A 21,183-nucleotide genomic window follows, 5' to 3' on the forward strand; every position below is an offset into this window, starting at 1 on the left:
CAGCTGGATTTTGCCAGCTGCCAGGTATGAATGGAGGTGGTCCGTGCACCTGCGGACGATGGACGTTCCGCGGCTCCCGGGCCAACAAACAATCCTAGCGGATGCGGCGGGAACTGGCGAACCGGCGCTGCCCTGGCCTGCGCCGTAGGCGCTCTACCTTGGTGCGTGGTCGTTGCCGCGCATGCGGAAGGCGACGAGGAGGCCTGATGCGGCAGTGATCGCAGCGACGGCAGCGATAGCGGCCGGGATCCCGTACAGGTCCGCGAGGACGCCGGACAGAAGCGCCCCCACCGCGAAACCGCCGTCGCGCCAGAGCCGGTAGACGCCGACGGAGCGGGCCCGCCAAGCGGGGTGGGCGACGTCGCCGATGGCGGCGAGCAGCGTCGGGTACACCATCGCCGTCCCCAGCCCCAGGAGCACTGCGGCAGCCAGCCAGGGCCCGAAGCTGCGCGAGGTGGCGACGATTGCCAGTCCGACGGCCTGGGTCAGCATGCCGGCGACGATGAGCCACTTGCGCCCCCACCGGTCCGAGGCCGCCCCGGTGAAGAGCTGCCCGGCGCCCCATACGGCCGGATAGGCCGCGGCGAGGATACCGATTTGGCCAAGGCTCAGCCCGGCGCCTGCAAACAGGACCGGAAGGAGGCCCCAGGCGAGGCCGTCGTTGAGGTTGTTCACCATGCCGGCCTGGCTGACCGCCGCGAGGGAACGGTCGCGGAAGCTGGTCAGGGTGAAGACCTGCCGGTCCGTTAGCCCGCCGTGGGCGTGCTCGTGCGCATCGATGTGGGCGCGGGCCTCAACGAGGGAATGGCCGCGGGTCTCGCGCACAGCCGTGACGGACAACCCAAGGCCGAGGGCGATGAAGGCCGCGCCAAGCAGGAACGGGACTGGCCGCAGGCCGTATTCGGACGCAAGGTACCCGGTGGCCAGGGCGGTGGTCGCGACGCCCAGATAGCCCGCCGCCTCGTTCAGGCCCATGGCGAGTCCCCTCCGGGACGGGCCCACGAGATCCAACTTCATCACCACGGTCGTGGACCACGTGAGTCCTTGGCTGATGCCCAGGAGCACGTTCGCCCCGACGATCCATGCCCATGCCTGCCCGGAGATGAGCATGAACGGAACCGGGATCGCTGCCAGCCATCCCGCCAGGAGTACCGGCCTGCGGCCGAATCGGTCTGAGAGGGTCCCGGCGAAGTAGTTCATCGCCGCTTTGGACAGCCCGAAGGCGAGGATGTACGTCAGGGCGCCGGTATAGCGGTCGACGCGAAAAACGTCGCTGGCCAGCAGGGGCAGGACGGTTCTTTCCTGGCCGAGGGTGCCGCCAACGCAAGCGTTGACGGCGATGAGCAGGATGAACTGGGCCAGGTTCTGACGCAGCCCCAGCACCGGCCCTGGCTCCGGCGAGTGCCTATGCCCTCTCGGGTCCGTGATCCCCTCCAGTCCCGGTTGTTCGCGCGGTTGGCAGCTGGTGCGGCATTACGCCTTCGCTGGGGCTTTCATGGCTGTGAATGCCAACACGACTCCGACAAGGAAGATAAGGACGGCGAGATAGATCAGGCCGAGGTGGCCGAGGGTCGCCAGGCCCCAGGGGTAGTGGGCGGGCAAGGCAACGCCGAGCCCGACAACAGGAACGACGACGGCCGTGCCGAAGGCCCACCGTTCACCGCGGCGCACCCCATACCAGGACAGGGCTGCGACGGCCAGTCCGGCAGCCGCGATGAAGCCGCTGACGGCGGCCATTTGCCACCGCCCCCTTTCTTATTCAAGTAGGTTCTTGAATAACACCTCCGGTGCAATACTCTTGTCAAGAGAGCTCTTGAATAGCTTTTCCGAAGGAGGGCTGGCATGGGAGACCATCGGGCCAAGGAAGCGGTCTTCGACGTCCTTGTCGAAGCTGCCAAGGCGCTGGGGAACGGTCGGCGGGCGGAACTGGTGGACGTCCTCGCCCAGGGCGAGCGGTCGGTGGAAGAACTGGCCGCGGAGATCCGCCAGAGCGTCGCCAACACCTCCCAGCACCTGCAGCGCCTGCTGCGGGCAGGGGTGGTGACCTCCAGGCGGTCAGGAACCCGCGCCTACTATTCCCTGGCGGGACCAGCTGTCGAGCGGCTTTGGCGGGCGCTGCGGGAAACAGCCGAGGCGCATGCGGGCGAGCTGGGGGCGCTTGCCCTCTCATACCTGGGTGACCGAACCAGCCTGAGCACCATTGACCGTGAGGAGTTGCAGCGGCGGCTGAAGCAGGGCGATGTCGTCGTGCTCGACGTCAGGCCGCGCCCCGAGTATGAGGCCGCGCATATCCCGGGCGCCCTTTCAGTGCCAGTTGACGATTTGAAGGCCCGGCTGAGGCAGATTCCCGAAGGGCGCGATATTGTGGCGTACTGCCGCGGTTCGTACTGCGTCTACGCGGACGACGCCGTGCGTGAGCTTAGCGATGTCGGGCGCCCGGCGATGAGGCTCGAAGAAGGCTTTCCTGAGTGGAAAGCTGCCGGGTTCCCGGTCGAGTCGGCCACCGGCTCGCAGGTTCCACCGCCTGCTTAGTCCCTCGGGCGGAGTTCCCAGAACGCGACGGCGGACGCGGCGGCGACGTTCAGCGAGTCCACTCCCGCGCGCATCGGGATCTTGACGGCGAGGTCGACGGCGGCCAGCGTCTCCGGGCTCATTCCGGCACCCTCGGTGCCCAGTACCAGGGCGAGCTTCTCCGGGCCGCGAGCCGCGAGCTCGTCCAGGTCAACGGCGTCGTCCGTCAGTTCCATCGCCGCGACGGTGAAGCCCTGGGCCTTGAGGCATGCCAGGTCCCCCGGCCAGCTTTCGAGCCGCGCCCACGGGACCTGGAAGACGGTGCCCATGCTCACCCGGACGGCGCGCCGGTACAGCGGGTCGCCGCAGCGCGGAGTCACGAGCACGGCGTCCAGGCCCAGCGCGGCGGCGGAGCGGAAGATCGTGCCGACGTTAGTAGGCGCCGCAATCTGCTCGGGAGCGAGAGCGACTGTCGCCCAACTGGTTGAAGTGTGCTGCAAGATGCTGCTGCACCCTGGCCGCCCATCGTGTCGGAACCGTGACCACACCTGCTTGTATCAATTCTCCTGCAGGAGTGAGCGACTCCGTCAGCCGCACGGCCCGACCGTACCTGCGCACCGGAGGATTCCCCTGGGCAGACGGCCGGGTTTACTGTAAGTGCGTGCGCGGGCGCATCGAAGCCGACTATCTGGTGGTCGGCGCTGGGACAGCGGGGATGGTCTTCACCGACCGGATCCTCGCGCATTCGGATGCCACGGTCGCGATCGTCGATCGTCGGCACGCGCCCGGGGGACACTGGCAGGACGCATATCCGTTCGTTCGGCTGCACCAGCCCGCGAACCTCTATGGCGTCGAATCCGTGCCATTCGGAGCCAACAGGCGCGACGTCAGCGGCACGAACGCAGGCATGTACGAGCTGGCCGGCCCGAGCGAGATCTGCGCGCATTTCGAAGAGGCGATGACGAGGGTCTTCCTGCCGACCGGTCGTGTACTGTACCTGCCCGAGTTCGAGTTCGTTGACGAGGGTCGGATCGTCTCCCGCCTGGACGGCCGCACCGTGCCCGTCACCGTGCGCCGCCGCGTGGTGGATGCCAGGTATCTCGAGGGCCGCATCCCCGCCACCTCCGCCCCGCCGTTCGCCGTGGCCGATGGAGTCCGATGCATCCCCACCGGCGGGCTCGCCCGACTCGCCCACCCGGCCGGACGCTTCACCGTGATCGGCGCGGGAAAGACCGCCCTCGACACATGCGTGTGGCTTCTCGAGCGGGGTGTCGATCCCGCCGACCTCACGTGGATCAAACCGCGCGAGGGCTGGTGGCCGAATAGACGCTACCTGCAGCCGCACGACCTAGTCGTCGACCAGTACGTCGCGAACGCCGCACAGATCGAGGCCATGGCCCAAGCGACGACGGTTGACGATCTCTTCGCACGGCTCGACGAACAGGGAATCCTGCTACGGGTTGATCCCTCGGTGCCACCCACGATGTTCCACGGGGCGATTGTCGGAGAAGCCGAGATCGCCCTCCTCCGGCAAATCGAGGATGTCGTCCGCCTCGGCCACGTGCGTACTGTCGAGCGCGACCGCATCATCCTCGACGACGGTGTCATCCCCACGACACGCGAAACGCTGCACGTCCACTGCGCGGCGTCGGGGCTCGTCCGGCCTCCACTTCGTCCGATCTTCGAACCTGGCCGCATCACGCTTCAGCCGATGTTCTGGGGCACCGTCTCGTTCCAGTACGCGATGCTTGGCGTCGTCGAAGCCGAACTCCACGACGACGACCAGAAGAACAAGCTGTGCCGCCCGCTGCACCTCTGGGATCGGAATGTCGACTTCCTCATCGCCTACGCCGCGCTGATGGCGAACGCCCGGGCACGCGGCCAGCATCCGGCCGTGTCCGCCTGGTCGCGCACGAGCCGGCTGTATCCTTTCGCCGAGCTGGAGCGTTACGCCGACGACCCACGCATCCCCGAGGCTCGCGAGCGCAGCCGAGCCCATGCCGCCGGAGCGCTCTCCAACCTCCCCCGCCTCATCGCCTCCCGTCACTACTCGAAGCCGGCGGAGTCAGGCCCCGAACACCCCCAAATGCGGTGAGCCACTTAACCTTCTCCCGCCCGCGAGCCGGTACGTCGCCAACATCAGTTTGCGGCTCAATGCCTTCACAGGTGGCGGCCAGGACGGCACCGCGGCCTTACAAACCCGGCCTGATCTCCCTGGCTGGATCGCCCCCACCTGGAACAGGCCGGTTTCCTCGCTGGCGTCCGCCCCGGTCATGCCAACGACGGCGACGGCGACGGGCATATACGACACCAGCAACCCGCTCGGCTGCAACAAACACGTCCAATCACCGAAAGCGTAAAGACCCGCCCGCTCAACTGCAGTCAGTCGAGCAGCGCTACGCCGAACTCAGCGACGACGGCCCGCAATTCCCTGAGGTAGCGCTGCGCTTGGTCGGTAAGCGGAATCGCGGCGTAACCGATCCAGCCGATCTCGATGCGTTCGTCAACGTCAAGCGGGATGGCGACGATCTCGGGGTCGAGCTGCCCGCTGATGATGCCCGTCGAGATCGTGTATCCGTGGAGCCCGATCATGAGGTTGAAGATCGTGGCCCGGTCAGAGACCCGGATTTCCTGCTTACTGGACAAGGTGGAGAGAATCTCCTCGGCGAAGTAAAAGGAGTTGTTCGCACCTTGATCGAAGGTTAGCCGGGGCAAGCCGGCGAGATCGGCGAGAGTCGCACGCTCTTTTGAGGCGAGCGGGTGGTTCCGTGAAATGAAAATGTGCGGATCGGCGAGGAAAAGCGGAGTGAACGCGAGCCCGGATTCCCGGAGCAGCTTGTCGATGACCTTCCGGTTGAAATCGTTCCGGTAGAGGATGCCTATCTCGCTGCGGAGCGTCCGGACATCCTCGATGATGTCCCAAGTACGGGACTCACGCAGCGAGAACTCGTATTCGGCCACATCAGTGGCCTTGACCATCCGGACGAAGGCGTCCACCGCGAACGAGTAGTGCTGCGTTGACACCCCGAGCAGACGTCGCCGCGGTGGCCTACCAAGGTAGCGCTGCTCGAGGAGAGCGAACTGCTCGACGACCTGCCTCGCGTAGCCGAGGAACTCTACCCCGTCGGCGGTAAGGGTGACTCCGCGGGCGGAGCGAACCAGGAGCGCACGGCCAACCCGGGCCTCAAGGTCCTTCATCGCGGCGGACATTGTCGGCTGCGCTACGAAGAGAAGATCGGCGGCCGCGGAGATCGACCCCTCAGCCGCAACTTCTATGAAGTAACGGAGCTGCTGTAGGGTCAATCCGCTCGAAATCTGAGGCATAGGAAGATTCTATATGAATGCATAGTAACCACTAGTTACTTGATACCCCTCGGAAGGCTGCACCATGGATACATCCCCTTCGAAAGGCCGTCTCCGGCCCATCAACGGATTGGCAGCACATGGCAGACGACTTCACCTTCAGCATCACCACGACCCCCTTCGACGAGGACTACTCCCCGTCGGAAGGCTCGCGGATCACGACGAATTTCGCCAACCTGGCACGGGGCGAGCACCGCCAGGAGAACCTCCGCAACGCCTTGACCATGATTCGCCGCCGCTTCAACGATCTCGCAAGCTGGGACAACCCGGACCGGGACCGCTACACGGTCGAGCTTGAGATCGTGTCCGTGCAGATAGAGTTCACTGCGGAAGGTACGGATCAGCAGTTCCCGCTGTTCGAGGTTCTCGACATCCAGATCGTCGACCAGCTGAACGGGGTCCGCCACCAAGGGATCGTGGGGAACAACTTCTCCTCCTACGTGCGTGACTTCGACTTCAGCGTCGTACTGCCAGCGGCAGCAGGGGACTCGGGCAAGCCCACCGTTCCCGAGGACTTCGGCGATCTTCACGGCAAACTGTTCCAGCAATTCCTCGATTCCCCTGCATGCCAGGAACGCTTCCCGCAGCCGCCAGTGGTGTGCATCAGCGTTTCCACGAGCAAGACGTACCGGCGAACGGAGAACCGTCACCCGATCCTGGGCGTCGAGTACCAGCAGGACGAGTTCTCGCTGACGGACGCGTACTTCGCAAAGATGGGGCTGCAGGTTCGCTACTTCATGCCACGCGGCAGCGTTGCGCCGCTCGCCTTCTATTTCCGCGGCGACCTGCTCAACGACTACTCCAACCTGCAGCTCATCGGCACGATCAGCACCATGGAGACGTTCCAGAAGATCTACCGCCCGGAGATCTACAACGCGAACTCCGCCGCCGCCCACGTCTACCAGCCGAGCCTGGGAGAGCAGGATTACTCGCGGACCCAGATTGCTTACGACCGCGTCGAGCGCGGTCAGCTCGCGATCACGCAGGCGAAGTACACAGAGGAGCACTTCATCACGCCCCACAAGGATCTATTGGACCAGTGGACCGCCAAATACCCCGCTCTCGTCAACTGACCCACGGAGAATCGTCAATCATGAACACACTTTTGCCCACCACCGTTGTCGGAAGCCTGCCCAAACCATCGTGGCTCGCACAGCCGGAGACTCTTTGGTCCCCGTGGAAGCTGGAGGGAGATGCGCTGCTCGAAGGCAAGCAGGATGCGCTGCGCATCGCGCTCCACGAGCAGAGCCGACGCGGCATCGACATCGTCAGCGACGGCGAGCAAACCCGCCAGCACTTCGTCACGACCTTCATCGAGCATCTCAGCGGGGTCGACTTCGAACAGCGCAAGACCGTGCGCATCCGCGATCGCTACGACGCCAGCGTGCCGACCGTCGTCGGAGCGGTGCGCCGCGAGCGGCCGGTATTCGTGGAAGACGCAAAGTTCCTCCGCGCAGCCACCGACCGGCCGATCAAATGGACTCTTCCCGGTCCAATGACCATGGTCGACACGCTCTACGATGACCACTACAAGAGTCGCGAGAAGCTGGCCTGGGAGTTCGCTGCGATCCTGAACCAGGAGGCGAAGGAACTGGAGGCGGCCGGCGTGGACATCATCCAGTTCGACGAGCCCGCGTTCAACGTCTTCCTCGATGAGGTCAAGGAATGGGGCGTGGCTGCGCTTGAGAGAGCGGCGGAAGGGCTGCGTGCGGAGACCGCCGTGCATATCTGCTACGGCTACGGGATCAAGGCGAATAATGACTGGAAGGCGACGCTCGGCTCACAGTGGCGGCAGTACGAGGAAACGTTCCCGCTGCTTCAGAGCTCCAGCATCGACATCATCTCGCTGGAATCCCAGAACTCCCACGTGCCCATGGACCTCATCGAGCTCCTCCGCGGCAAGAAAGTCATGCTCGGGGCAATCGACGTCGCAAGCGAGACCATCGAGACCCCGGAGGACATCGCCAGCACCCTCCGCAAGGCCCTGCAGTTCGTCGATGCGGACAAGCTTATCGCCAGCTCCAACTGCGGCATGGCACCGTTCCCCCGGGACGTCGCACTGGCCAAGCTGAGTGCTCTCAGCGCAGGGACGAACATCATTCGCGAGGAACTCGCCCGCTCCGCCCCCAGGGTGTCCTAACGATGTTTCACGCCTACCCCGCAGACACCTGGCTCGAGGCTCCGAAGCAAAGCTTCCCGTCCTCCCTCTCGGCCGACGAATTCAAAGCACTGTTCCGTGGCCACCCGGGAGGTGTCGCCGTCATCACGGCTGATGCCGGCGAAGGACCGGTGGCACTGACGGTATCGTCGGTCGTGTCAGTGAGTGCGGAACCTCCGTTGCTGATTTTCTCGGTCTCGGCACTGTCCTCCGCGTCCGTGGTGCTTTCGCGCGCCGAAACCGTCGTCGTGCACCTGCTGGACGCACACGACGTCGACTTGGCGAAGTTTGGAGCGACCCCCGGCGCCGACCGCTTTGACCAGACGCACCGATGGTCGGCCCTTGCAACCGGCGAAGCGGTGTATGACGATGTCCGCGCCTGGGTGCGCTGCGCCGTCATCAATCGCATGGAGGTGGGGACCTCCACAATCATCGCCGTTCACGCCCTAGAGTCCCGCGTGATGCGTGACGTCCAAGCGGGCGAACCCGGCGACGCTCTGGTCTACCACAACCGTTCATGGCACCGTCTGGGCGAGCATTCCAAGCTTGAAGGCTGAGCGCCGCGCCAACAATGCGAGGCAGGAAGCCGAGCGGCTCACGACGGCGGAAGCATAACTCCCGCCGTCCGCGCTTCGCGGTTGGCGGCATGGACGCACAGACGGCCAACGACCACATCCTTGCCGAGGGCCTGATTGACGATGACACCCTTGCCCAGTTGGGCGAGACAACGTTCACGATCCTGAACGGCAACTGGCCGGGACGACCTTGTCGCCCCTTCCATGATTGCACGTCGACGCTACGATGGCGCCCTAGCCGCCGGCGCAGATCCCCGGAGCGACGGCATCGCCTTAGTTGCCAGCCAGTCCATCTAAAACCACCAACAAGCATGTCCGAGGGGTGGTCATAGAAACCACCCCTCACGATGAAGGATCCCTTAAACCATGACATCAGCCGTAGCCAGCTCAGGTACCAAAACCGCCTCTACCCCGCAAGAAAATGCGTCGTCTCCGGAAAAGTTCCGACTGATGCTCATGATGGCCCTCACGCTCGTTACAGGTGTGGTTGACGCGGTCGGCTACCTTGGACTTGATCACGTCTTCACCGGAAACATGACCGGCAACGTGGTGATTCTTGCGATGGCGTTGGCCGGGGCGGCGAACCTGCCAACTTTGGGCCCACTGGTAGCACTTGGCGCCTTTCTCCTCGGCGCGGCGGTTGCCGGATCTACGCTCCAGTCAAGCCCGAAAGGCTGGAACCGCAGGGTCACGCTCCTTCTCACAGCGGGTTGTATCGCGTTGACGGGAACCGCCGCCATCTCTCTCATCGTGGAAGACGTCGGCCGGCAGTCCATTGGTGTCATTGTTGCCGCCGTTATCGCCATGCACATGGGCTCCCAGGCCCTGATTGCGCGGCATTTGGGCGTACGAGACATGACCACAGTGGTCATTACTTCCACCATGACTTCCCTCGCCGGAGAGTCACTTGTGGGCAAGCAACGGCCCCGGTTACTCAACCGACGGCTGGGCGCTGTCCTCGCTATGTTCGCCGGGGCCGTCATCGGAGTACTCCTGCTCCAGATCCATTTCAGCGTCCCGATCGGCCTCGGCATCGCCATCACCGCCGCTGTGACGGTCCTGGGGAGTCGCCGCTGGCATTGATGCGGTACATCACCGAGGGTCTCGAGGTGGAACCGGATCTGAGTGGCGAGCTGGGTAGGCGAGTTCAACGTCTGGGGCTCCTGGACTGGCACCGGTGTCTTCCTTTAGTCGCTCGAGGTGTGACGACCTCCATGCCGGGGCATCTGGTGTGGCTGGTCACGTCCGTCGCCTGCCGATCCATACCAAGTGCTTCTCAGCGAGAGTCTGTCCCCGCAACAGACGGCCGATGACGTCCGCATCGGATGGCCCTGTCGGCATCGCCACAAAGTCGTCGACGCTCAAGGCCCCGACCTGCCAGTCGATCCCCCTGAGGTCGATGTCACCGTAGTCGTTCAGGAAGGGGTCATATCCGCCGTGGTCGAACACCCATTGCTCCAGCACGTCACCGGGCCAGCGCAGCTCCCTGGCCTTGGCCAGCCGCCGGAACTCTGCGAATCCGTAACCTTCCTCGCGGCACCGGAGCGCGTCCAGGGAGAAGTCAGCCAGGTGTAGTCCAGCGTTGGTGGTTGGTGTCTTCTGGCACCCTCCCGTATTTCGTGGTCGCGCTTCCTGCGGCTATCACTGAAGCTATAGTCCGGCATTGGCTACCGCGTCGCGTAGAACGCCACAGCAGAGGACGCCGCGACATTGAGCGAGTCGACGCCGTTCATCATCGGGATTGTTACGCGCGCGTCGAGCGCCTGATCGGTCTCAGGCCTCAATCCTTCACCCTCGGTGCCGAAGACTAGCGCGAGGTTTTGATGGTCCTGGGCGACCAGCTCGTCGAGCGTGATGGCCCCTTCGCCAAGCGACATGCCGGCCACGAAGTAACCTGCTTCCTTAAGGACCTCAAGGTCTCCAGGCCACGACTCGATCCGGGTCCATGGCACCTGGAACACAGTGCCCATCGACACCCGGATGTCAGCGTTCCTCGTATCTTCCGGTCAGGACGCGGTCTCGGCGGTCAGCGCCGAGACCACATCCAGCTGTTCCTGGGTGAGCTCGACATCTGCAGCGGCGGCGTTGGCGCGGAGCTCGTCGGCCGTCTCGGCTCCGACGATCACCGATGCCACGGCCGGGCGGGACAACAGCCAGGCCAGCGAAACCTGCTGCATCCCCAGCCCCCACTCGCGGGCCAGTTGGTCGAGTTGGCGGGCGACCGCGATCTCGGCATCGGAGTATCCGGGCCCGCCATAGCGCTTGCCTCCGGCGATCGGGCGGTCCAGGACCGAAAGGTCGGCCAGCAGCCCGCCGTGCAGCGGGGCATAGGGAATGATCGACAGGCCGAACCGCACGCACGCGGCGGCGAGCTCCTTTTCGGCGCTTCGGTCCAAGAGGTTGTACATGACCTGCGCGGCAACGGGGGCGGAGACCAGCCGGCGGTCCTCGGCGATCCACAGAGCCTCGGTCATCTGCCAGGCCGGGTGGTTGGACAAAGCGACATACCGGAGCTTCCCCTGCCGGATCAGATCGTCGTAGACAGCAAGTGTCTGCTCCAACGGCGTGTTCGGGTCAGGGAAATGCGCGTAATAGAGGTCGATGCGGTCGGTGCGCAGCCGGCGCAGGCTCTGTTCGACCTGTTGGATGATGTACCGGCGCGAAAGACCGGCATCCGGATCGAACCTCCGCTCCCCCGACTTGGTCGCCAGCACCACCTCATCCCGCCGGTCGGCCAGGGAGCGGCCGAGGATCTCCTCGGCGGACTCCCGCTCTGCCGCCGGGGGAATGCCGGGCCGGTCGAACGTCGACGTTGAACCGTAGACGTCAGCGGTGTCGAAGAAGTTGATGCCCAGATCCAGGGCCGCCCCCACGACGCCATCGGCTTCCTGTGCGCGCGGTGCCACTCCGAAGGTCGCCGTGCCCACGCAGATGCGGGACACGCGCACGCCGGTCGGGCCGAGAACGGAGTACTTCATCTAAAGGATTCCCATCTGCGAGTTTCAGAACCGAGCTGACAAGTGCAGCGATCAGTCAACGAGGTCCCGTGCGGCGACCAGCCGTGTCGAACTTAAACACTAACCGACTGGTTACATTTCGGCAATGGTCATGAGAAAGTAGTGACATGCCAGAAAGCGCAGAGACCAGAACACGGGGCCCCTACCGCACAGGGGTCCGCCGACGCGAGCAGCTCATCGGCATCGCGATGGAGGTCTTCGGCGAACACGGCTTCGCCGGCGGCTCCCTCCGCACGATTGCCGAGCAGGCCGGCGTCAACCACGCCACCCTGATCCAACACTTCGGCAGTAAGGAAGGCCTCCTCACCGCCGTGCTTGAGGAATGGGACCGACGCACCGTGGAGAACGGCCTCACCGACGTCAGTGGATTGGACTACTTCCGGCGGCTGCCAGAGGTCATGGCCACCCACAAAGAAAACCGCGGCCTGCTCGAGCTGTTCACCACCATCGCGGCCGAAGCCTCCAGTCCGGCCCACCCAGGCCACGCGTTCATCACCCAGCGCTACACCTCAAACCTGGCAACCCTTGCAGCGCACTTGCAGGAAGCAGTCGAAAGTGGCGACGTTGTTCACCTCTCCCCCGCGCAGATTGAGATTGAAGTGCGGTTATTCACTGCCGTGATGGACGGCATCGGCCTGCAATGGCTCCTCAACCCCGAAACCGATATACACGCCAGCGTCACAACCTATGTCGAACGCGCCATCGCCGCGTGGGGAAGCCAGAAGACTCCATCGCTGACCACTGAGTAGCCTCTTCGAGCGCTGTGCCGAGGCCTTCGGTGAACGCCAGTTGGCAACTTCAATGTTTTAGGCGGCGAAGTCGGCCGCGAACGCGGGCGGATTGCCGATCACATGGGCTGCATCACCTGCACGTTTTAGGACATGCTCCCGGAGGAGTGCGAAAAATGCTGTGAAACGTGGTGCTGCGATCTCTGCAATACCAGGGGAAACGGTGTGACTACCACATGAACATCAACCCTCACCCTCTCACTGCTCCGTTGATCGATTCGAGGTAACGCAGGAGTAGGAAAGACCATGCTCCACGTCCGGTTGCCAGGACCACGACTCTCCGATTGTCTGACAGGGGCATTCACTCTGGAGACACCGGTGCGCGTCCCTTTGGGTGTAATGACGGTTCCTCCCTCATGCGCGTGCGCCGCCGTAGCGTCGATCCCAGGGAACAGGATGCTCCCGTGTCGATCTCAAGGAGGCGTTGCATGATGGAGAAGAAGAGCCGAGCGCAGCAGTTGGTGGGTGATGTCGCGCCCAAGCTTGCTGAGCTGACGGATGAAGTGTTGTTCGGCGACGTCTGGGCTAGAGCGGGGCTGTCGCGCCGTGACCGCAGCCTGGTCACCGTCGCAGCGCTGACGACCCTGGGGCGAACCGATCAGCTTCGCTCGCACCTGAGCCTGGCGCTCGAGAACGGCGTCACTGAGCAGGAGCTGGTAGAAGTCGCTACGCATCTGGCCTTCTACGCCGGGTGGCCGGCCGGGATGACGGCCGCGACGACGCTGAAGGAGGTCCTCCGTGATCGCTGAGCAGCAGGACGGCACGATGATCCTGCTCCCGAAGCCGGCGACGACAAAGGGTCCTGTAGAGCGGTTCGCCGGCGACGTCTGGGTAGATGGCATCACTGGCGGCTCGGGCCCGGGGACGGCCACCCTTGCGGCGGTGCGCTTCTCCCCCAGCGCGAGGACGGCCTGGCACTGCCACGAGAATGGCCAGACCCTGCGTGTGACCGAGGGCGTCGGCGTGCTCCAGTCCCGCGACGGCCGCATCATCGTGATACGCCCCGGCGACACGGTCGAGACTCCTCCGGGCGTGTGGCATTGGCACGGTGCATTACCGGAGTCGTTCATGTCGCACCTCGCCCTGTCCGTCGCCGGTGGCGAGGTCGAGTGGGGCGAGCACGTCGGTGACGAGGAGTACAAGGCGGCCGTCGGTGACGCGCAGGGTCACGATTGAGCCGTAGCTCTCCGGTTCCGCACTCCAAGACATCGGGCCTTGCATCCGTGGTGCGGATGCAAGGCCCGATGTCTTGGTCGAGGTAGGGCGTTTCAGGCCTCGGGGATATCCCGGTGGAAGTTCTCCAGGGTGATGATGTCGGGGTCCGGGCCGCTGCGCACGCCGGTGTCGAGGGCGTCTATCCGGGCGATCTCGTCGACGGTCAGTTCGAAGTCGAAGACATCGAAGTTCGCAGCAATGCGCTCGGGCTTGACTGACTTCGGGATCGCGGATCGGCCCTCCTGCAGGTGCCAGTGCAGCATGACCTGGGCTGGCGTCTTGCTGTGCTGGTTGGCGATCTCACCGATGACCGGATCGTTGAAGGTGGACCGGCTGGCGTCGCCGCGGTAGCTGGTGATCCCACCCATCGGCGACCAGGCCTGGGTGAGGATGCCGTGCTTGGCGTCGGCTTTCTGCACGTCGGGCTGGGAGAAATACGGGTGTCCCTCGACCTGGTTCACTGCGGGGATGACGCTGGTCTCGGCGAGCAGGCGCTCCAGTACCTCGGGCATGAAGTTGGAGACGCCGATCGCGCGGACCTTCCCGTCGGCCAGCAGCGTCTCCAGCGCCTTGTACGCGCCGATCGTCTTCTCGAAGTCGGCGGTCAGCGGCTGGTGGAGCAAGAGCAGGTCGATCTGCTCGACGCCGAGCTTGCCGGCGGACTTGTCGAAGGAATGCAGGGCTTCGTCGTACCCGTAGTCGCTGATCCACAGCTTGGTCTCGATGAACACCTCGGAACGGTCCAGACCCGACTGCTTGATGCCTTCGCCGACCTCGCGTTCGTTGCCGTAGGACGCGGCCGTGTCGATCAGCCGGTAGCCGACCTTCAGGGCCTCGGCGACGGAGGCGACGGTCTCTTCGGGCGGGGTCTGGAAGACGCCGAAGCCCAGGGCGGGCATCTCGACGCCGTTGTTCAGGGTGATGTTCATGCTTTCTCCTTGTGTTCAGTCTGTGAGGTCTCGGCGGCGAGGCTGCCCAGCAGTCTCAGGCGCTCCTCGCTCGGGGATCCGGGTTCGGCAGTGTAGCCGAACATGAACCATTCCGGGTTCGCCGGGAAGTCCATCGCCTCATACACCAGCTCCAGGTCTCCGACCTGAGGGTGGTGCAGGCGTTTGAGCCCGGTGCGGTGGTGCCGGACATCGTGCGCGGCCCAGCGCATCCGGAAGTCGTCGCTACGGGTGACGAGTTCTCCGATGAGGTCCGTCAGGCGTTTGTCCCTGGGGTTCTGCCCGGCGTAGCTGCGCAGCGAGGCTACGATGTCGGACGCGCCCTGCTCCCAGTCGGGGAAGAACACCCGGGCGGCTGGGCTGAAGAAGGTGAACCGGGCAGTGTTGCCCTGGCTCGCCGGATCCTGAAGCAGCGGCGAGTATAGGGCACGGCCGATCGGGTTGGCCGCGACGAAGTCCATGCGCCGGTCCCTCACCCAGACGGGCATCGCGACCGAGTCGATGAAGCGCTGCAGGCTTGGACGGAACGGCTGCTCTGCTTTCGTCCCGCGCCGGCGTGCCGGTTGCGGTCCGGCGGCCTCAGCGAGGGCGTGTAGATGGTCGATCTCTGCCTCGTTCATGCGCAGGGTCCTGGCGATGCTTTCGAGCACCTCGGCGGAGACGCCGCGGAGGTCACCGCGTTCCATCCGGGCGTAGTATTCGACGCTGACTCCGGCCAGCATCGCGACCTCTTCACGCCTCAATCCCGGGACTCGGCGGCGGGTGCCGGCCAGGATCCCGGCCTGCTCCGGTGTGATCCGGTCGCGCCGGGTCCGCAGGAACTCTCCCACAGCATTTCGTTGGTCCATGTCTTCAACGCTACGGCCGAAACCAATCCCGTGGGAGGAACTGCCATTACACCGATAACCGGTGCCTTCTTCCCTCTTCTGCGGATTGATTGCATTGAAGAGAACCAGATCCCACACCCGAAAGCCGAGCATGTCCGAGACCTCTTCCACTGTTCGTACGACCGATACCGCCAAGCCGCGCATGTCGCTGGCCGTGGCGATGCTCGGCTTCTTCGTCGTCGCACTCGACGCTCAGATCGTCAACGTCGCCCTACCCCACATCCGCAGTGAGCTCGGCGGAGGCCTCTCGGGTCTGCAGTGGATCGTCACCGGCTACACCCTGATGTTCTCCGCCCTGCAGCTCTTCGGCGGGTCCATCTCCGACCGGATCGGTGCCCGGCGGGCCTACGGGATCGGCATGGCAGTGTTCGTCCTCGGCTCCGCCGCCTGCGGCGCAGCCCCCAACCTGGGGATCCTGATTGTCGGCCGTGTCGTACAGGGCATCGGGGCGGCAATGATCACCCCGACCTCGCTGGCACTGATTCGCGAGGCCTTCCACGACGCGGTGCAGCGCGGACGGGCGATCACCTATTGGGCGCTCGGCGGATCCGTCGCCGCAGCCGCTGGCCCCGTCCTAGGCGGTGTGCTCACCCAGTTCGGCTGGCGCTGGATCTTCTTCGTCAACCTGCCGGCCGGTGTTCTGGCGTTGCTCGTGCTCTCCCGAGTCGCCCCCTCTGCACGCCGGCTCGCACCCTTTGATTGGACCGGGCAGATCGCCGCGATCGCTGCGCTTGGCGGGCTCACCTACGGGATCATCGAGGGCGGCTCCCTCGGTTACGGTGCCCCTGAAGTGCTGGGCGCATTCGCCCTGGCGGTAATCAGTGCCGTCGTCTTCCTCATCGCCCAGGCCCGCGGACGGCACCCGATGATGCCCCTGGACCTGTTCCGCTCCACCACAGTCTCCGCCGGCCTGGGCATCGCCTTCATCACCATGGCCGCCTTCTACGGGGTCGTGTTCGTCCAGAGCCTCTACTTCCAGGAACAGCGCAGCGTGAGCTCGCTCATCACCGGTCTACTTTTCCTGCCCATGACTGGGCTCGTGGCCCTGTTGAACCCGATCGTCGGCCGCGCCATGGAACGCCTCGGCAAGATCGTCACCACTATCGGCGGCATGGTGCTGATGGCCGCCGGTCTCATCTCCCTGGCCCTATTGCCCGCGGACGCACCCGTCCTGGTCTGCGCTCTGCTCATGGTCCCGGTCGGGCTCGGCGGCTCCTTCACCGTACCCCCGCTCACCGCCCTGATCCTGGACCACATCCCCGCCGAACGAGCCGGCACCGCCAGCGGGGTCCTGAACACCGCCCGCCAGATGGGCGGCTCCCTCGGCATCGCGATCTTCGGCGCAGTCCTGGCCGTCCAGCCAGCTTTCCAGGCCGGCCTGCGCATCGACTACCTCGTCACCGGCGCAGTGCTCATCGTGCTCGCTGCCTTGACCCTTCGTCTCCGGAAAACCGCCTAAAGAAGCGATGCCGGACCCATGACCGACCAGACCCGCAGAGCCTTCGTCGGCGCGGCCGGAGTCATAGCCCTCGCGGCCATCACCGGTTGCGCTCCACAGACTCAACCGACACCGGTAGGAACACCCGACATGACGCCCGGCCAGCAGCCCTCGAAAAGATCAAAGACCCTGCTCGTCCATTTCTCCCGCGCTGGCGAGAACTACTGGGAAGGTGGCCGGCGTGAGCTGGTGGTCGGCAACACCAAACGGCTGGCACAGCTGATCTCCCAACGCATCACCTGCGGCGTCTACGAGATCACCGAGGCGGATCCCTACCCCACGGCGTATGACCCCACCGTCCAGCGCAACGTGCGGGAACAGAACACCGACGCACGACCCGCGATCGCCGGTCAACTGCCAGACGTGAGCGGGTATGACACCGTGCTGCTGGGCAGCCCCGTCTGGAACGTGCGCGCGCCCATGATCATGTCCACCTTCATCGAACGCGTCGACCTCACCGGCAAACGGGTCCTGCCGTTCGTCACTTACGCCGTCTCCGGCATGGCCGGCATCGACAAGATGTACCGCGACGCCCTGCGCGCCAGCGAAGTTCGAGAAGGGCTCGCAGTCCGCGGCGAAGACGTCGACGCAGCAGGAACGCCAGCAGCAGTCGAAGCCTGGCTCCGCAGCAACAACCTGATATGACCCGAACCGCTGGCGAGAGTGGAACTCGTAGTTCCTTCCTCCCGGCGCGCGGCCCTGGTCCGATGAACAGAGCAAGAACCAACAACACAAGGAGTCTCCAGTGACTGACCCCCAGAACAGCACCCGCGTCGCAGTGATCACCGGCGCATCCTCCGGCATCGGAGCCGCCACCGCCCGCGCCCTCGCCGCCGACGGCTACAAGATCGCGCTCCTGGCCCGCCGCATGGACCGCATCGAAGCCATCGCCCAAGAACTGGCCAACGGCTCCATCGCTATCCAGGCCGACGTCACCGACCGCAAGTCCCTCCTCGCCGCCGCACAGCGCGTGCAGGACGAGCTCGGCGGGGCCGACGTCCTGATGAACAACGCCGGAATCATGCTCCTCGGTCCCTTCTCCACTACGCAGCACCAGGACTACCGAGCCATGATCGAAGCCAACCTCCTCGGCGCGATCACCTCCACTGAGGTCTTCCTCGACCAACTCAAGGACGGTGAGGCCGGTGACCTGATCAACGTCTCCTCCGTCGCCGGCCGCACCGCACGCGCTGGCAACGGCGTCTACGCCGCCTCCAAGTGGGGAATCAACGGATGGTCGGAGTCTCTGCGTCAGGAGCTCCTGCCCGGTGTCCGGGTCACTCTCATTGAGCCCGGCGTCGTCGACACCGAACTGCCGACCCACATCACCCACGAAGCCACCCGCGAGGCCGTGCAGAAGGGTTACGACCAGGCCATGGTGAAGCCCGAAGAGGTTGCAGAGGTCATCGCTTTCATCCTCGCCCGTCCCCGGCACCTGGCTATCAACGAGGTCCTACTCCGCCCCTCCGACCAGCTCGGCTGAGTATTTCACAAGTACAAAATCGCAGAGAATAGCTTGGGGACCCGGTGGGCCGACCAAGAGCTGGTGATGCCCTCCCGCGCCTTCCGGTGGTGGCAAAAGGTGCTCTGACCTGCGGCTTCGCCTCAGAAACCAGGGCATCTCTAGCTCTTCATTTGGGCCTGACACCGCGGTCAGATGGTTGCAGTCGCGCTCAGCCGCTACCTGGTCGCATAAAACGCAACAGCCGATGACGCCGCGACATTCAGTGAATCGACGCCGTTCATCATCGGAATCGTGACGCGCCGGTCGAGCACTATGTCCGTTTCCGGGGTCAGCCCCTCTCCCTCGGTGCCGAAGACCAGCGCGAGGTTCGGATGGTCCTGGGCGACAAGCTCGTCGAGCGTGATGGCCCCTTCGCCGAGCGACATGCCGGCCACAAAGTAACCTGCTTCCTTAAGGACCTCAAGGTCTCCAGGCCACGACTCGATCCGGGTCCATGGCACCTGGAACACAGTGCCCATCGACACCCGGATGGAGCGCCGGTACAGCGGGTCGGCGCACTGGGGCGAGACCAGGACAGCGTCGACGCCGATGGCTGCGGCGCTTCGGAAAATCGCCCCAACGTTTGTATGGTCGGTAAGGTTCTCAAGGACTGCAATCCGTGATCGTCCTCGTAGTTGAGTGGTTTCCGGCCCTTGTAATTTGCGACCACTCACAGTGGTGTGGTCCACGATGTCCTCCAGGACCGCCACCCGGCGGGCGCCCGCCAGGAGGGTTTCCAGCGGGACCGGGGCGGGCCGGTGCATGGCGGCCATCGCGCCGCGGTGCAGGTGGAATCCGGTGATCTGCTCGAGCAGCATCGCTTCCCCGATGTAGACCGGAACGTCCGGGAACTGCCGGAAAACGTCGTCGAGGTCCTCAAGCCATTTTTCGGCCAGGAAGAAGGACCGGGGCTGGTGGCCGGCGGCGAGGGCGCGCCGAAGCACCCGGGAGGATTCGGCGATGTACATGCCCTCTTCCGGCTCCCTGAGCTTGCGCAGGTGCACGTCGGTGAGCTGCGTGTAGTCGGAGACGCGCGGATCGTCGGCGGATTCGAGGTAGTGGAAAGTCACCGGGCGTTTCTCTCAGCAGTTATTTCAGCAGGTTGGCGACCATGAAGCCGAGCGCCACCAGGCCGAGGACGAAGATGACCCCGCGCAGCACGGGCGGAGACAGTCGGCGGCCCACTTTGGAGCCCATCAGGCCGCCGATGGTCGAGCTGACAGCGATCAGGGCCACCACGGTCCAGTTGATCCGGCCGAAGGCGAAGAGCATGTAGGAAACGGCGGCCACCATGTTCACGCCGAGCACGAGGATGTTCTTCATGGCGTTGGCGTTCTGGATGGTCCCGGTCATGAACACGCCAAGGATCCCCACGAGCAGGATGCCCTGCGCCGCCACGAAGTAGCCGCCGTAGACGCCGGCCAGGTAGACGAGCACCACCAGCAGGACGCCGTGGTTCTTGTCCTTGATGGCGTGCTCCGGGTTTTCCTCGCGCCGCCGCACCCAGGCCTGCAATCGCGGCTGGAAGATGACCATGAGCAGGGCCAGGACCAGGAGCACCGGGGCAACGACGAAGAAGACCTTCTCCGGCAGGTGCAGCAGCAGCCAGGCACCCGTGATGCCGCCCAGCAGCGACGCCGGAAGAAGCTGCAGCAACTGCTTGCCGCGGCCCGTCAGTTCGCGCCGATAGCCCCACGCGCCGGCGGCTGCGCCGGCCACGAGGCCCATGGCGTTGCTCATTGAGGCGACGACGGGAGTGATTCCGAGGGCGATGAGCACCGGGAAGGTCACGAGCGTGCCGGAACCGACCACTGCGTTGATGGTGCCGGCCCACAGGCCGGCGATGAACGTGATGACGCCGCTGAGCAACTCCACTGTTTCGGAAGCGGCCGGCTCAGCGGCGGGCGGTGGCGGTGTAGCGTCCCGCGTTCTCGGTGACGTCCAAGTCCACGCCGAAGGTGGTGCTGAGGTGTTCCGCCGTCAGGACTTCGTCGATGGGCCCGGCGGCGACCACGCCGCCGTCGCGCAACAGCATCGCGTGCGTGAAGCCCGGCGGGACTTCCTCGAGGTGGTGTGTCACCAGGACCATCACCGGAGCGTCCTCATCATTGGCGAGCTCGGCAAGGCGGTGAACCAGTTCCTCGCGTCCGCCCAGGTCCAGGCCGGCGCCCGGTTCATCCAGGAGCAGGAGCTCGGGATCGGTCATGAGGGCGCGGGCGATCTGTACCCGCTTGCGCTCCCCCTCGGACAGCGAGGCGAAGGTGCGGTTCAGGAGGGGGCCCATGCCCCATTCGTTGAGCAGGGCGAAGGCGCGGCGCTCGTCGTCGCGCTCGTAGCCTTCCCGCCAGCGGCCGGTGACGCCGTACGCGGCGGTGACCACGACGTTGAGGACCTTCTCGTGTTCCGGGATGTGGTTGGCCAGGGCCGCCGAGGAGAGGCCGATGCGGGGGCGCAGTTCGAAGACGTCCACGCGGCCAAGGGTTTCGTCGAGGATGCCGGCCGTTCCGCTGCTGGGGTGCATGCGGGCAGCGGCGATCTGGAGAAGCGTGGTCTTGCCTGCGCCGTTGGGACCAAGGATGACCCAGCGTTCGCCGTCGTTGACCTGCCAGTCCACCTTGTCCAGCAAAGTCTTTGAACCCCGGACGACACTGACAGAAGTCAGCTCAAGAACATCACTCATAGGAATAGACACTAGGACAAAATCCGGGCCGATTGATAAC

General features: G+C 64.9%; 22 protein-coding genes and 2 pseudogenes. 12 read left to right on the forward strand and 12 right to left on the reverse strand.

Translation table 11 applies throughout. The features are described from left to right. Positions 1–153: 153 nt before the first annotated feature. Both ACNQPB_RS08425 and ACNQPB_RS08430 read right to left on the reverse strand, forming a co-directional pair. Complete coding sequence (locus ACNQPB_RS08425; RefSeq protein ID WP_498750776.1) at positions 154–1,383, reverse strand: MFS transporter; 1,230 nt, start codon at positions 1,381–1,383, stop codon at positions 154–156. 90 nt (positions 1,384–1,473) lie between these two features. Further along, on the reverse strand, positions 1,474–1,737 hold the full coding sequence (locus ACNQPB_RS08430; protein WP_498750777.1) for a hypothetical protein: 264 nt from the start codon (positions 1,735–1,737) through the stop codon (positions 1,474–1,476). A gap of 105 nt (positions 1,738–1,842) precedes the next feature. Between ACNQPB_RS08430 and ACNQPB_RS08435 the strand changes: the two genes are divergently transcribed. After that, on the forward strand, positions 1,843–2,532 hold the full coding sequence (locus tag ACNQPB_RS08435) for an ArsR/SmtB family transcription factor (protein ID WP_498750779.1): 690 nt from the start codon (positions 1,843–1,845) through the stop codon (positions 2,530–2,532). Here the strand turns inward: ACNQPB_RS08435 and ACNQPB_RS08440 are convergent. Further along, positions 2,529–2,966 (reverse strand): annotated as a pseudogene (locus ACNQPB_RS08440) (TrmH family RNA methyltransferase); the annotation flags it as partial. The gene ACNQPB_RS08435 and the pseudogene ACNQPB_RS08440 sit on opposite strands and share 4 nt — an antisense overlap. A gap of 206 nt (positions 2,967–3,172) precedes the next feature. Between ACNQPB_RS08440 and ACNQPB_RS08445 the strand changes: the two are divergent. Beyond that, the gene (locus ACNQPB_RS08445) at positions 3,173–4,606 is read left to right on the forward strand and encodes an NAD(P)-binding protein (protein ID WP_498750781.1); all 1,434 of its coding nucleotides are present in this window, start codon (positions 3,173–3,175) and stop codon (positions 4,604–4,606) included. A 287-nt stretch (positions 4,607–4,893) separates the two neighbouring features. Here ACNQPB_RS08445 and ACNQPB_RS08450 read toward each other — a convergent pair whose 3' ends face one another. Continuing rightward, positions 4,894–5,835, reverse strand: a complete 942-nt coding sequence (locus ACNQPB_RS08450) for a LysR family transcriptional regulator (RefSeq protein WP_426297529.1) — start codon at positions 5,833–5,835, stop codon at positions 4,894–4,896. 119 nt (positions 5,836–5,954) lie between these two features. Here ACNQPB_RS08450 and ACNQPB_RS08455 point away from each other — a divergent pair, with 119 nt between their 5' ends. The 4 genes from ACNQPB_RS08455 (at position 5,955) to ACNQPB_RS08470 (ending at position 9,690) form a co-directional block, all read left to right on the forward strand. Then, positions 5,955–6,947, forward strand: coding sequence for a DUF1852 domain-containing protein (locus ACNQPB_RS08455; protein WP_498750783.1), 993 nt, complete (start codon positions 5,955–5,957; stop codon positions 6,945–6,947). A 20-nt stretch (positions 6,948–6,967) separates the two neighbouring features. Continuing rightward, positions 6,968–8,014, forward strand: coding sequence for a methionine synthase (locus ACNQPB_RS08460; protein ID WP_498750785.1), 1,047 nt, complete (start codon positions 6,968–6,970; stop codon positions 8,012–8,014). 2 nt (positions 8,015–8,016) lie between these two features. After that, the gene (locus ACNQPB_RS08465; protein WP_426297523.1) at positions 8,017–8,589 is read left to right on the forward strand and encodes a flavin reductase family protein; all 573 of its coding nucleotides are present in this window, start codon (positions 8,017–8,019) and stop codon (positions 8,587–8,589) included. A 384-nt stretch (positions 8,590–8,973) separates the two neighbouring features. Then, positions 8,974–9,690, forward strand: coding sequence for a YoaK family protein (locus ACNQPB_RS08470; RefSeq protein ID WP_476049754.1), 717 nt, complete (start codon positions 8,974–8,976; stop codon positions 9,688–9,690). 156 nt (positions 9,691–9,846) lie between these two features. On the opposite strand, the gene ACNQPB_RS08475 is transcribed toward ACNQPB_RS08470, so the two are convergent. From ACNQPB_RS08475 to ACNQPB_RS08485, 3 genes and pseudogenes are all read right to left on the reverse strand, one after another. Next, the gene (locus ACNQPB_RS08475; RefSeq protein WP_498750787.1) at positions 9,847–10,071 is read right to left on the reverse strand and encodes a hypothetical protein; all 225 of its coding nucleotides are present in this window, start codon (positions 10,069–10,071) and stop codon (positions 9,847–9,849) included. A gap of 203 nt (positions 10,072–10,274) precedes the next feature. Next, positions 10,275–10,589: pseudogene (locus ACNQPB_RS08480) on the reverse strand (TrmH family RNA methyltransferase); the annotation flags it as partial. 24 nt (positions 10,590–10,613) lie between these two features. Then, positions 10,614–11,585: an aldo/keto reductase gene (locus ACNQPB_RS08485; protein ID WP_498750789.1), complete on the reverse strand. Its 972-nt coding sequence runs from the start codon at positions 11,583–11,585 to the stop codon at positions 10,614–10,616. A 146-nt stretch (positions 11,586–11,731) separates the two neighbouring features. Between ACNQPB_RS08485 and ACNQPB_RS08490 the strand changes: the two genes are divergently transcribed. The 3 genes from ACNQPB_RS08490 to ACNQPB_RS08500 all read left to right on the forward strand — a co-directional run bounded on the left by ACNQPB_RS08490 (position 11,732) and on the right by ACNQPB_RS08500 (position 13,588). Continuing rightward, positions 11,732–12,373 carry a TetR/AcrR family transcriptional regulator gene (locus ACNQPB_RS08490; protein WP_498750791.1) on the forward strand — a complete coding sequence of 214 codons (642 nt, stop codon included), beginning with the start codon at positions 11,732–11,734 and terminating at the stop codon, positions 12,371–12,373. 467 nt (positions 12,374–12,840) lie between these two features. Then, the gene (locus ACNQPB_RS08495) at positions 12,841–13,161 is read left to right on the forward strand and encodes a carboxymuconolactone decarboxylase family protein (protein ID WP_498750793.1); all 321 of its coding nucleotides are present in this window, start codon (positions 12,841–12,843) and stop codon (positions 13,159–13,161) included. Further along, on the forward strand, positions 13,151–13,588 hold the full coding sequence (locus ACNQPB_RS08500) for a (R)-mandelonitrile lyase (RefSeq protein ID WP_498750794.1): 438 nt from the start codon (positions 13,151–13,153) through the stop codon (positions 13,586–13,588). The genes ACNQPB_RS08495 and ACNQPB_RS08500 overlap by 11 nt, the downstream gene beginning before the upstream one ends. Positions 13,589–13,680: 92 nt before the next feature. Here the strand turns inward: ACNQPB_RS08500 and ACNQPB_RS08505 are convergent, their stop codons facing one another. Together ACNQPB_RS08505 and ACNQPB_RS08510 are read right to left on the reverse strand one after the other, a co-directional pair. After that, the gene (locus tag ACNQPB_RS08505) at positions 13,681–14,556 is read right to left on the reverse strand and encodes an aldo/keto reductase (RefSeq protein ID WP_498750795.1); all 876 of its coding nucleotides are present in this window, start codon (positions 14,554–14,556) and stop codon (positions 13,681–13,683) included. Then, entirely contained in the window at positions 14,553–15,422 is an 870-nt protein-coding gene (locus ACNQPB_RS08510) for a helix-turn-helix domain-containing protein (RefSeq protein WP_498750796.1), read from the reverse strand. The genes ACNQPB_RS08505 and ACNQPB_RS08510 overlap by 4 nt, the downstream gene beginning before the upstream one ends. Positions 15,423–15,552: 130 nt before the next feature. Between ACNQPB_RS08510 and ACNQPB_RS08515 the strand changes: the two genes are divergently transcribed. From ACNQPB_RS08515 to ACNQPB_RS08525, 3 genes are all read left to right on the forward strand, one after another. Continuing rightward, complete coding sequence (locus ACNQPB_RS08515) at positions 15,553–16,920, forward strand: MFS transporter (protein ID WP_498750797.1); 1,368 nt, start codon at positions 15,553–15,555, stop codon at positions 16,918–16,920. A 129-nt stretch (positions 16,921–17,049) separates the two neighbouring features. After that, a complete protein-coding gene (locus ACNQPB_RS08520) occupies positions 17,050–17,604 on the forward strand; it encodes a flavodoxin (RefSeq protein ID WP_498750799.1) in 555 nt (184 codons plus the stop codon). A 100-nt stretch (positions 17,605–17,704) separates the two neighbouring features. Then, the gene (locus ACNQPB_RS08525) at positions 17,705–18,442 is read left to right on the forward strand and encodes an SDR family oxidoreductase (RefSeq protein WP_498750800.1); all 738 of its coding nucleotides are present in this window, start codon (positions 17,705–17,707) and stop codon (positions 18,440–18,442) included. A 197-nt stretch (positions 18,443–18,639) separates the two neighbouring features. On the opposite strand, the gene ACNQPB_RS08530 is transcribed toward ACNQPB_RS08525, so the two are convergent. From ACNQPB_RS08530 to ACNQPB_RS08540, 3 genes are read right to left on the reverse strand one after another with little or no spacing between them, the layout of a single operon-like run. Beyond that, positions 18,640–19,533, reverse strand: a complete 894-nt coding sequence (locus ACNQPB_RS08530; protein WP_498750802.1) for a TrmH family RNA methyltransferase — start codon at positions 19,531–19,533, stop codon at positions 18,640–18,642. A 19-nt stretch (positions 19,534–19,552) separates the two neighbouring features. Next, a complete protein-coding gene (locus tag ACNQPB_RS08535; RefSeq protein ID WP_498750804.1) occupies positions 19,553–20,338 on the reverse strand; it encodes a sulfite exporter TauE/SafE family protein in 786 nt (261 codons plus the stop codon). A gap of 19 nt (positions 20,339–20,357) precedes the next feature. Continuing rightward, complete coding sequence (locus tag ACNQPB_RS08540; RefSeq protein ID WP_498750806.1) at positions 20,358–21,143, reverse strand: ABC transporter ATP-binding protein; 786 nt, start codon at positions 21,141–21,143, stop codon at positions 20,358–20,360. Positions 21,144–21,183: the final 40 nt, after the last annotated feature.

It is taken from the genome of Curtobacterium sp. LFS079 (assembly GCF_047977865.1).
GTDB lineage: Bacteria > Actinomycetota > Actinomycetes > Actinomycetales > Micrococcaceae > Arthrobacter.

Excerpts from the sequence above, each read along its gene's own strand:
- ACNQPB_RS08430 (WP_498750777.1), bottom strand. The coding sequence starts at position 1,737 with ATGGCCGCCGTCAGCGGCTTCATCGCGGCTGCCGGACTGGCCGTCGCA.
- ACNQPB_RS08455 (WP_498750783.1), top strand. The coding sequence starts at position 5,955 with ATGGCAGACGACTTCACCTTCAGCATCACCACGACCCCCTTCGACGAG.
- ACNQPB_RS08490 (WP_498750791.1), top strand. The coding sequence starts at position 11,732 with ATGCCAGAAAGCGCAGAGACCAGAACACGGGGCCCCTACCGCACAGGG.
- ACNQPB_RS08540 (WP_498750806.1), bottom strand. The coding sequence starts at position 21,143 with ATGAGTGATGTTCTTGAGCTGACTTCTGTCAGTGTCGTCCGGGGTTCA.
- ACNQPB_RS08465 (WP_426297523.1), top strand. The coding sequence starts at position 8,017 with ATGTTTCACGCCTACCCCGCAGACACCTGGCTCGAGGCTCCGAAGCAA.
- ACNQPB_RS08505 (WP_498750795.1), bottom strand. The coding sequence starts at position 14,556 with ATGAACATCACCCTGAACAACGGCGTCGAGATGCCCGCCCTGGGCTTC.
- ACNQPB_RS08495 (WP_498750793.1), top strand. The coding sequence starts at position 12,841 with ATGATGGAGAAGAAGAGCCGAGCGCAGCAGTTGGTGGGTGATGTCGCG.
- ACNQPB_RS08435 (WP_498750779.1), top strand. The coding sequence starts at position 1,843 with ATGGGAGACCATCGGGCCAAGGAAGCGGTCTTCGACGTCCTTGTCGAA.
- ACNQPB_RS08510 (WP_498750796.1), bottom strand. The coding sequence starts at position 15,422 with ATGGACCAACGAAATGCTGTGGGAGAGTTCCTGCGGACCCGGCGCGAC.
- ACNQPB_RS08460 (WP_498750785.1), top strand. The coding sequence starts at position 6,968 with ATGAACACACTTTTGCCCACCACCGTTGTCGGAAGCCTGCCCAAACCA.
- ACNQPB_RS08515 (WP_498750797.1), top strand. The coding sequence starts at position 15,553 with ATGTCCGAGACCTCTTCCACTGTTCGTACGACCGATACCGCCAAGCCG.
- ACNQPB_RS08470 (WP_476049754.1), top strand. The coding sequence starts at position 8,974 with ATGACATCAGCCGTAGCCAGCTCAGGTACCAAAACCGCCTCTACCCCG.
- ACNQPB_RS08485 (WP_498750789.1), bottom strand. The coding sequence starts at position 11,585 with ATGAAGTACTCCGTTCTCGGCCCGACCGGCGTGCGCGTGTCCCGCATC.
- ACNQPB_RS08450 (WP_426297529.1), bottom strand. The coding sequence starts at position 5,835 with ATGCCTCAGATTTCGAGCGGATTGACCCTACAGCAGCTCCGTTACTTC.
- ACNQPB_RS08520 (WP_498750799.1), top strand. The coding sequence starts at position 17,050 with ATGACGCCCGGCCAGCAGCCCTCGAAAAGATCAAAGACCCTGCTCGTC.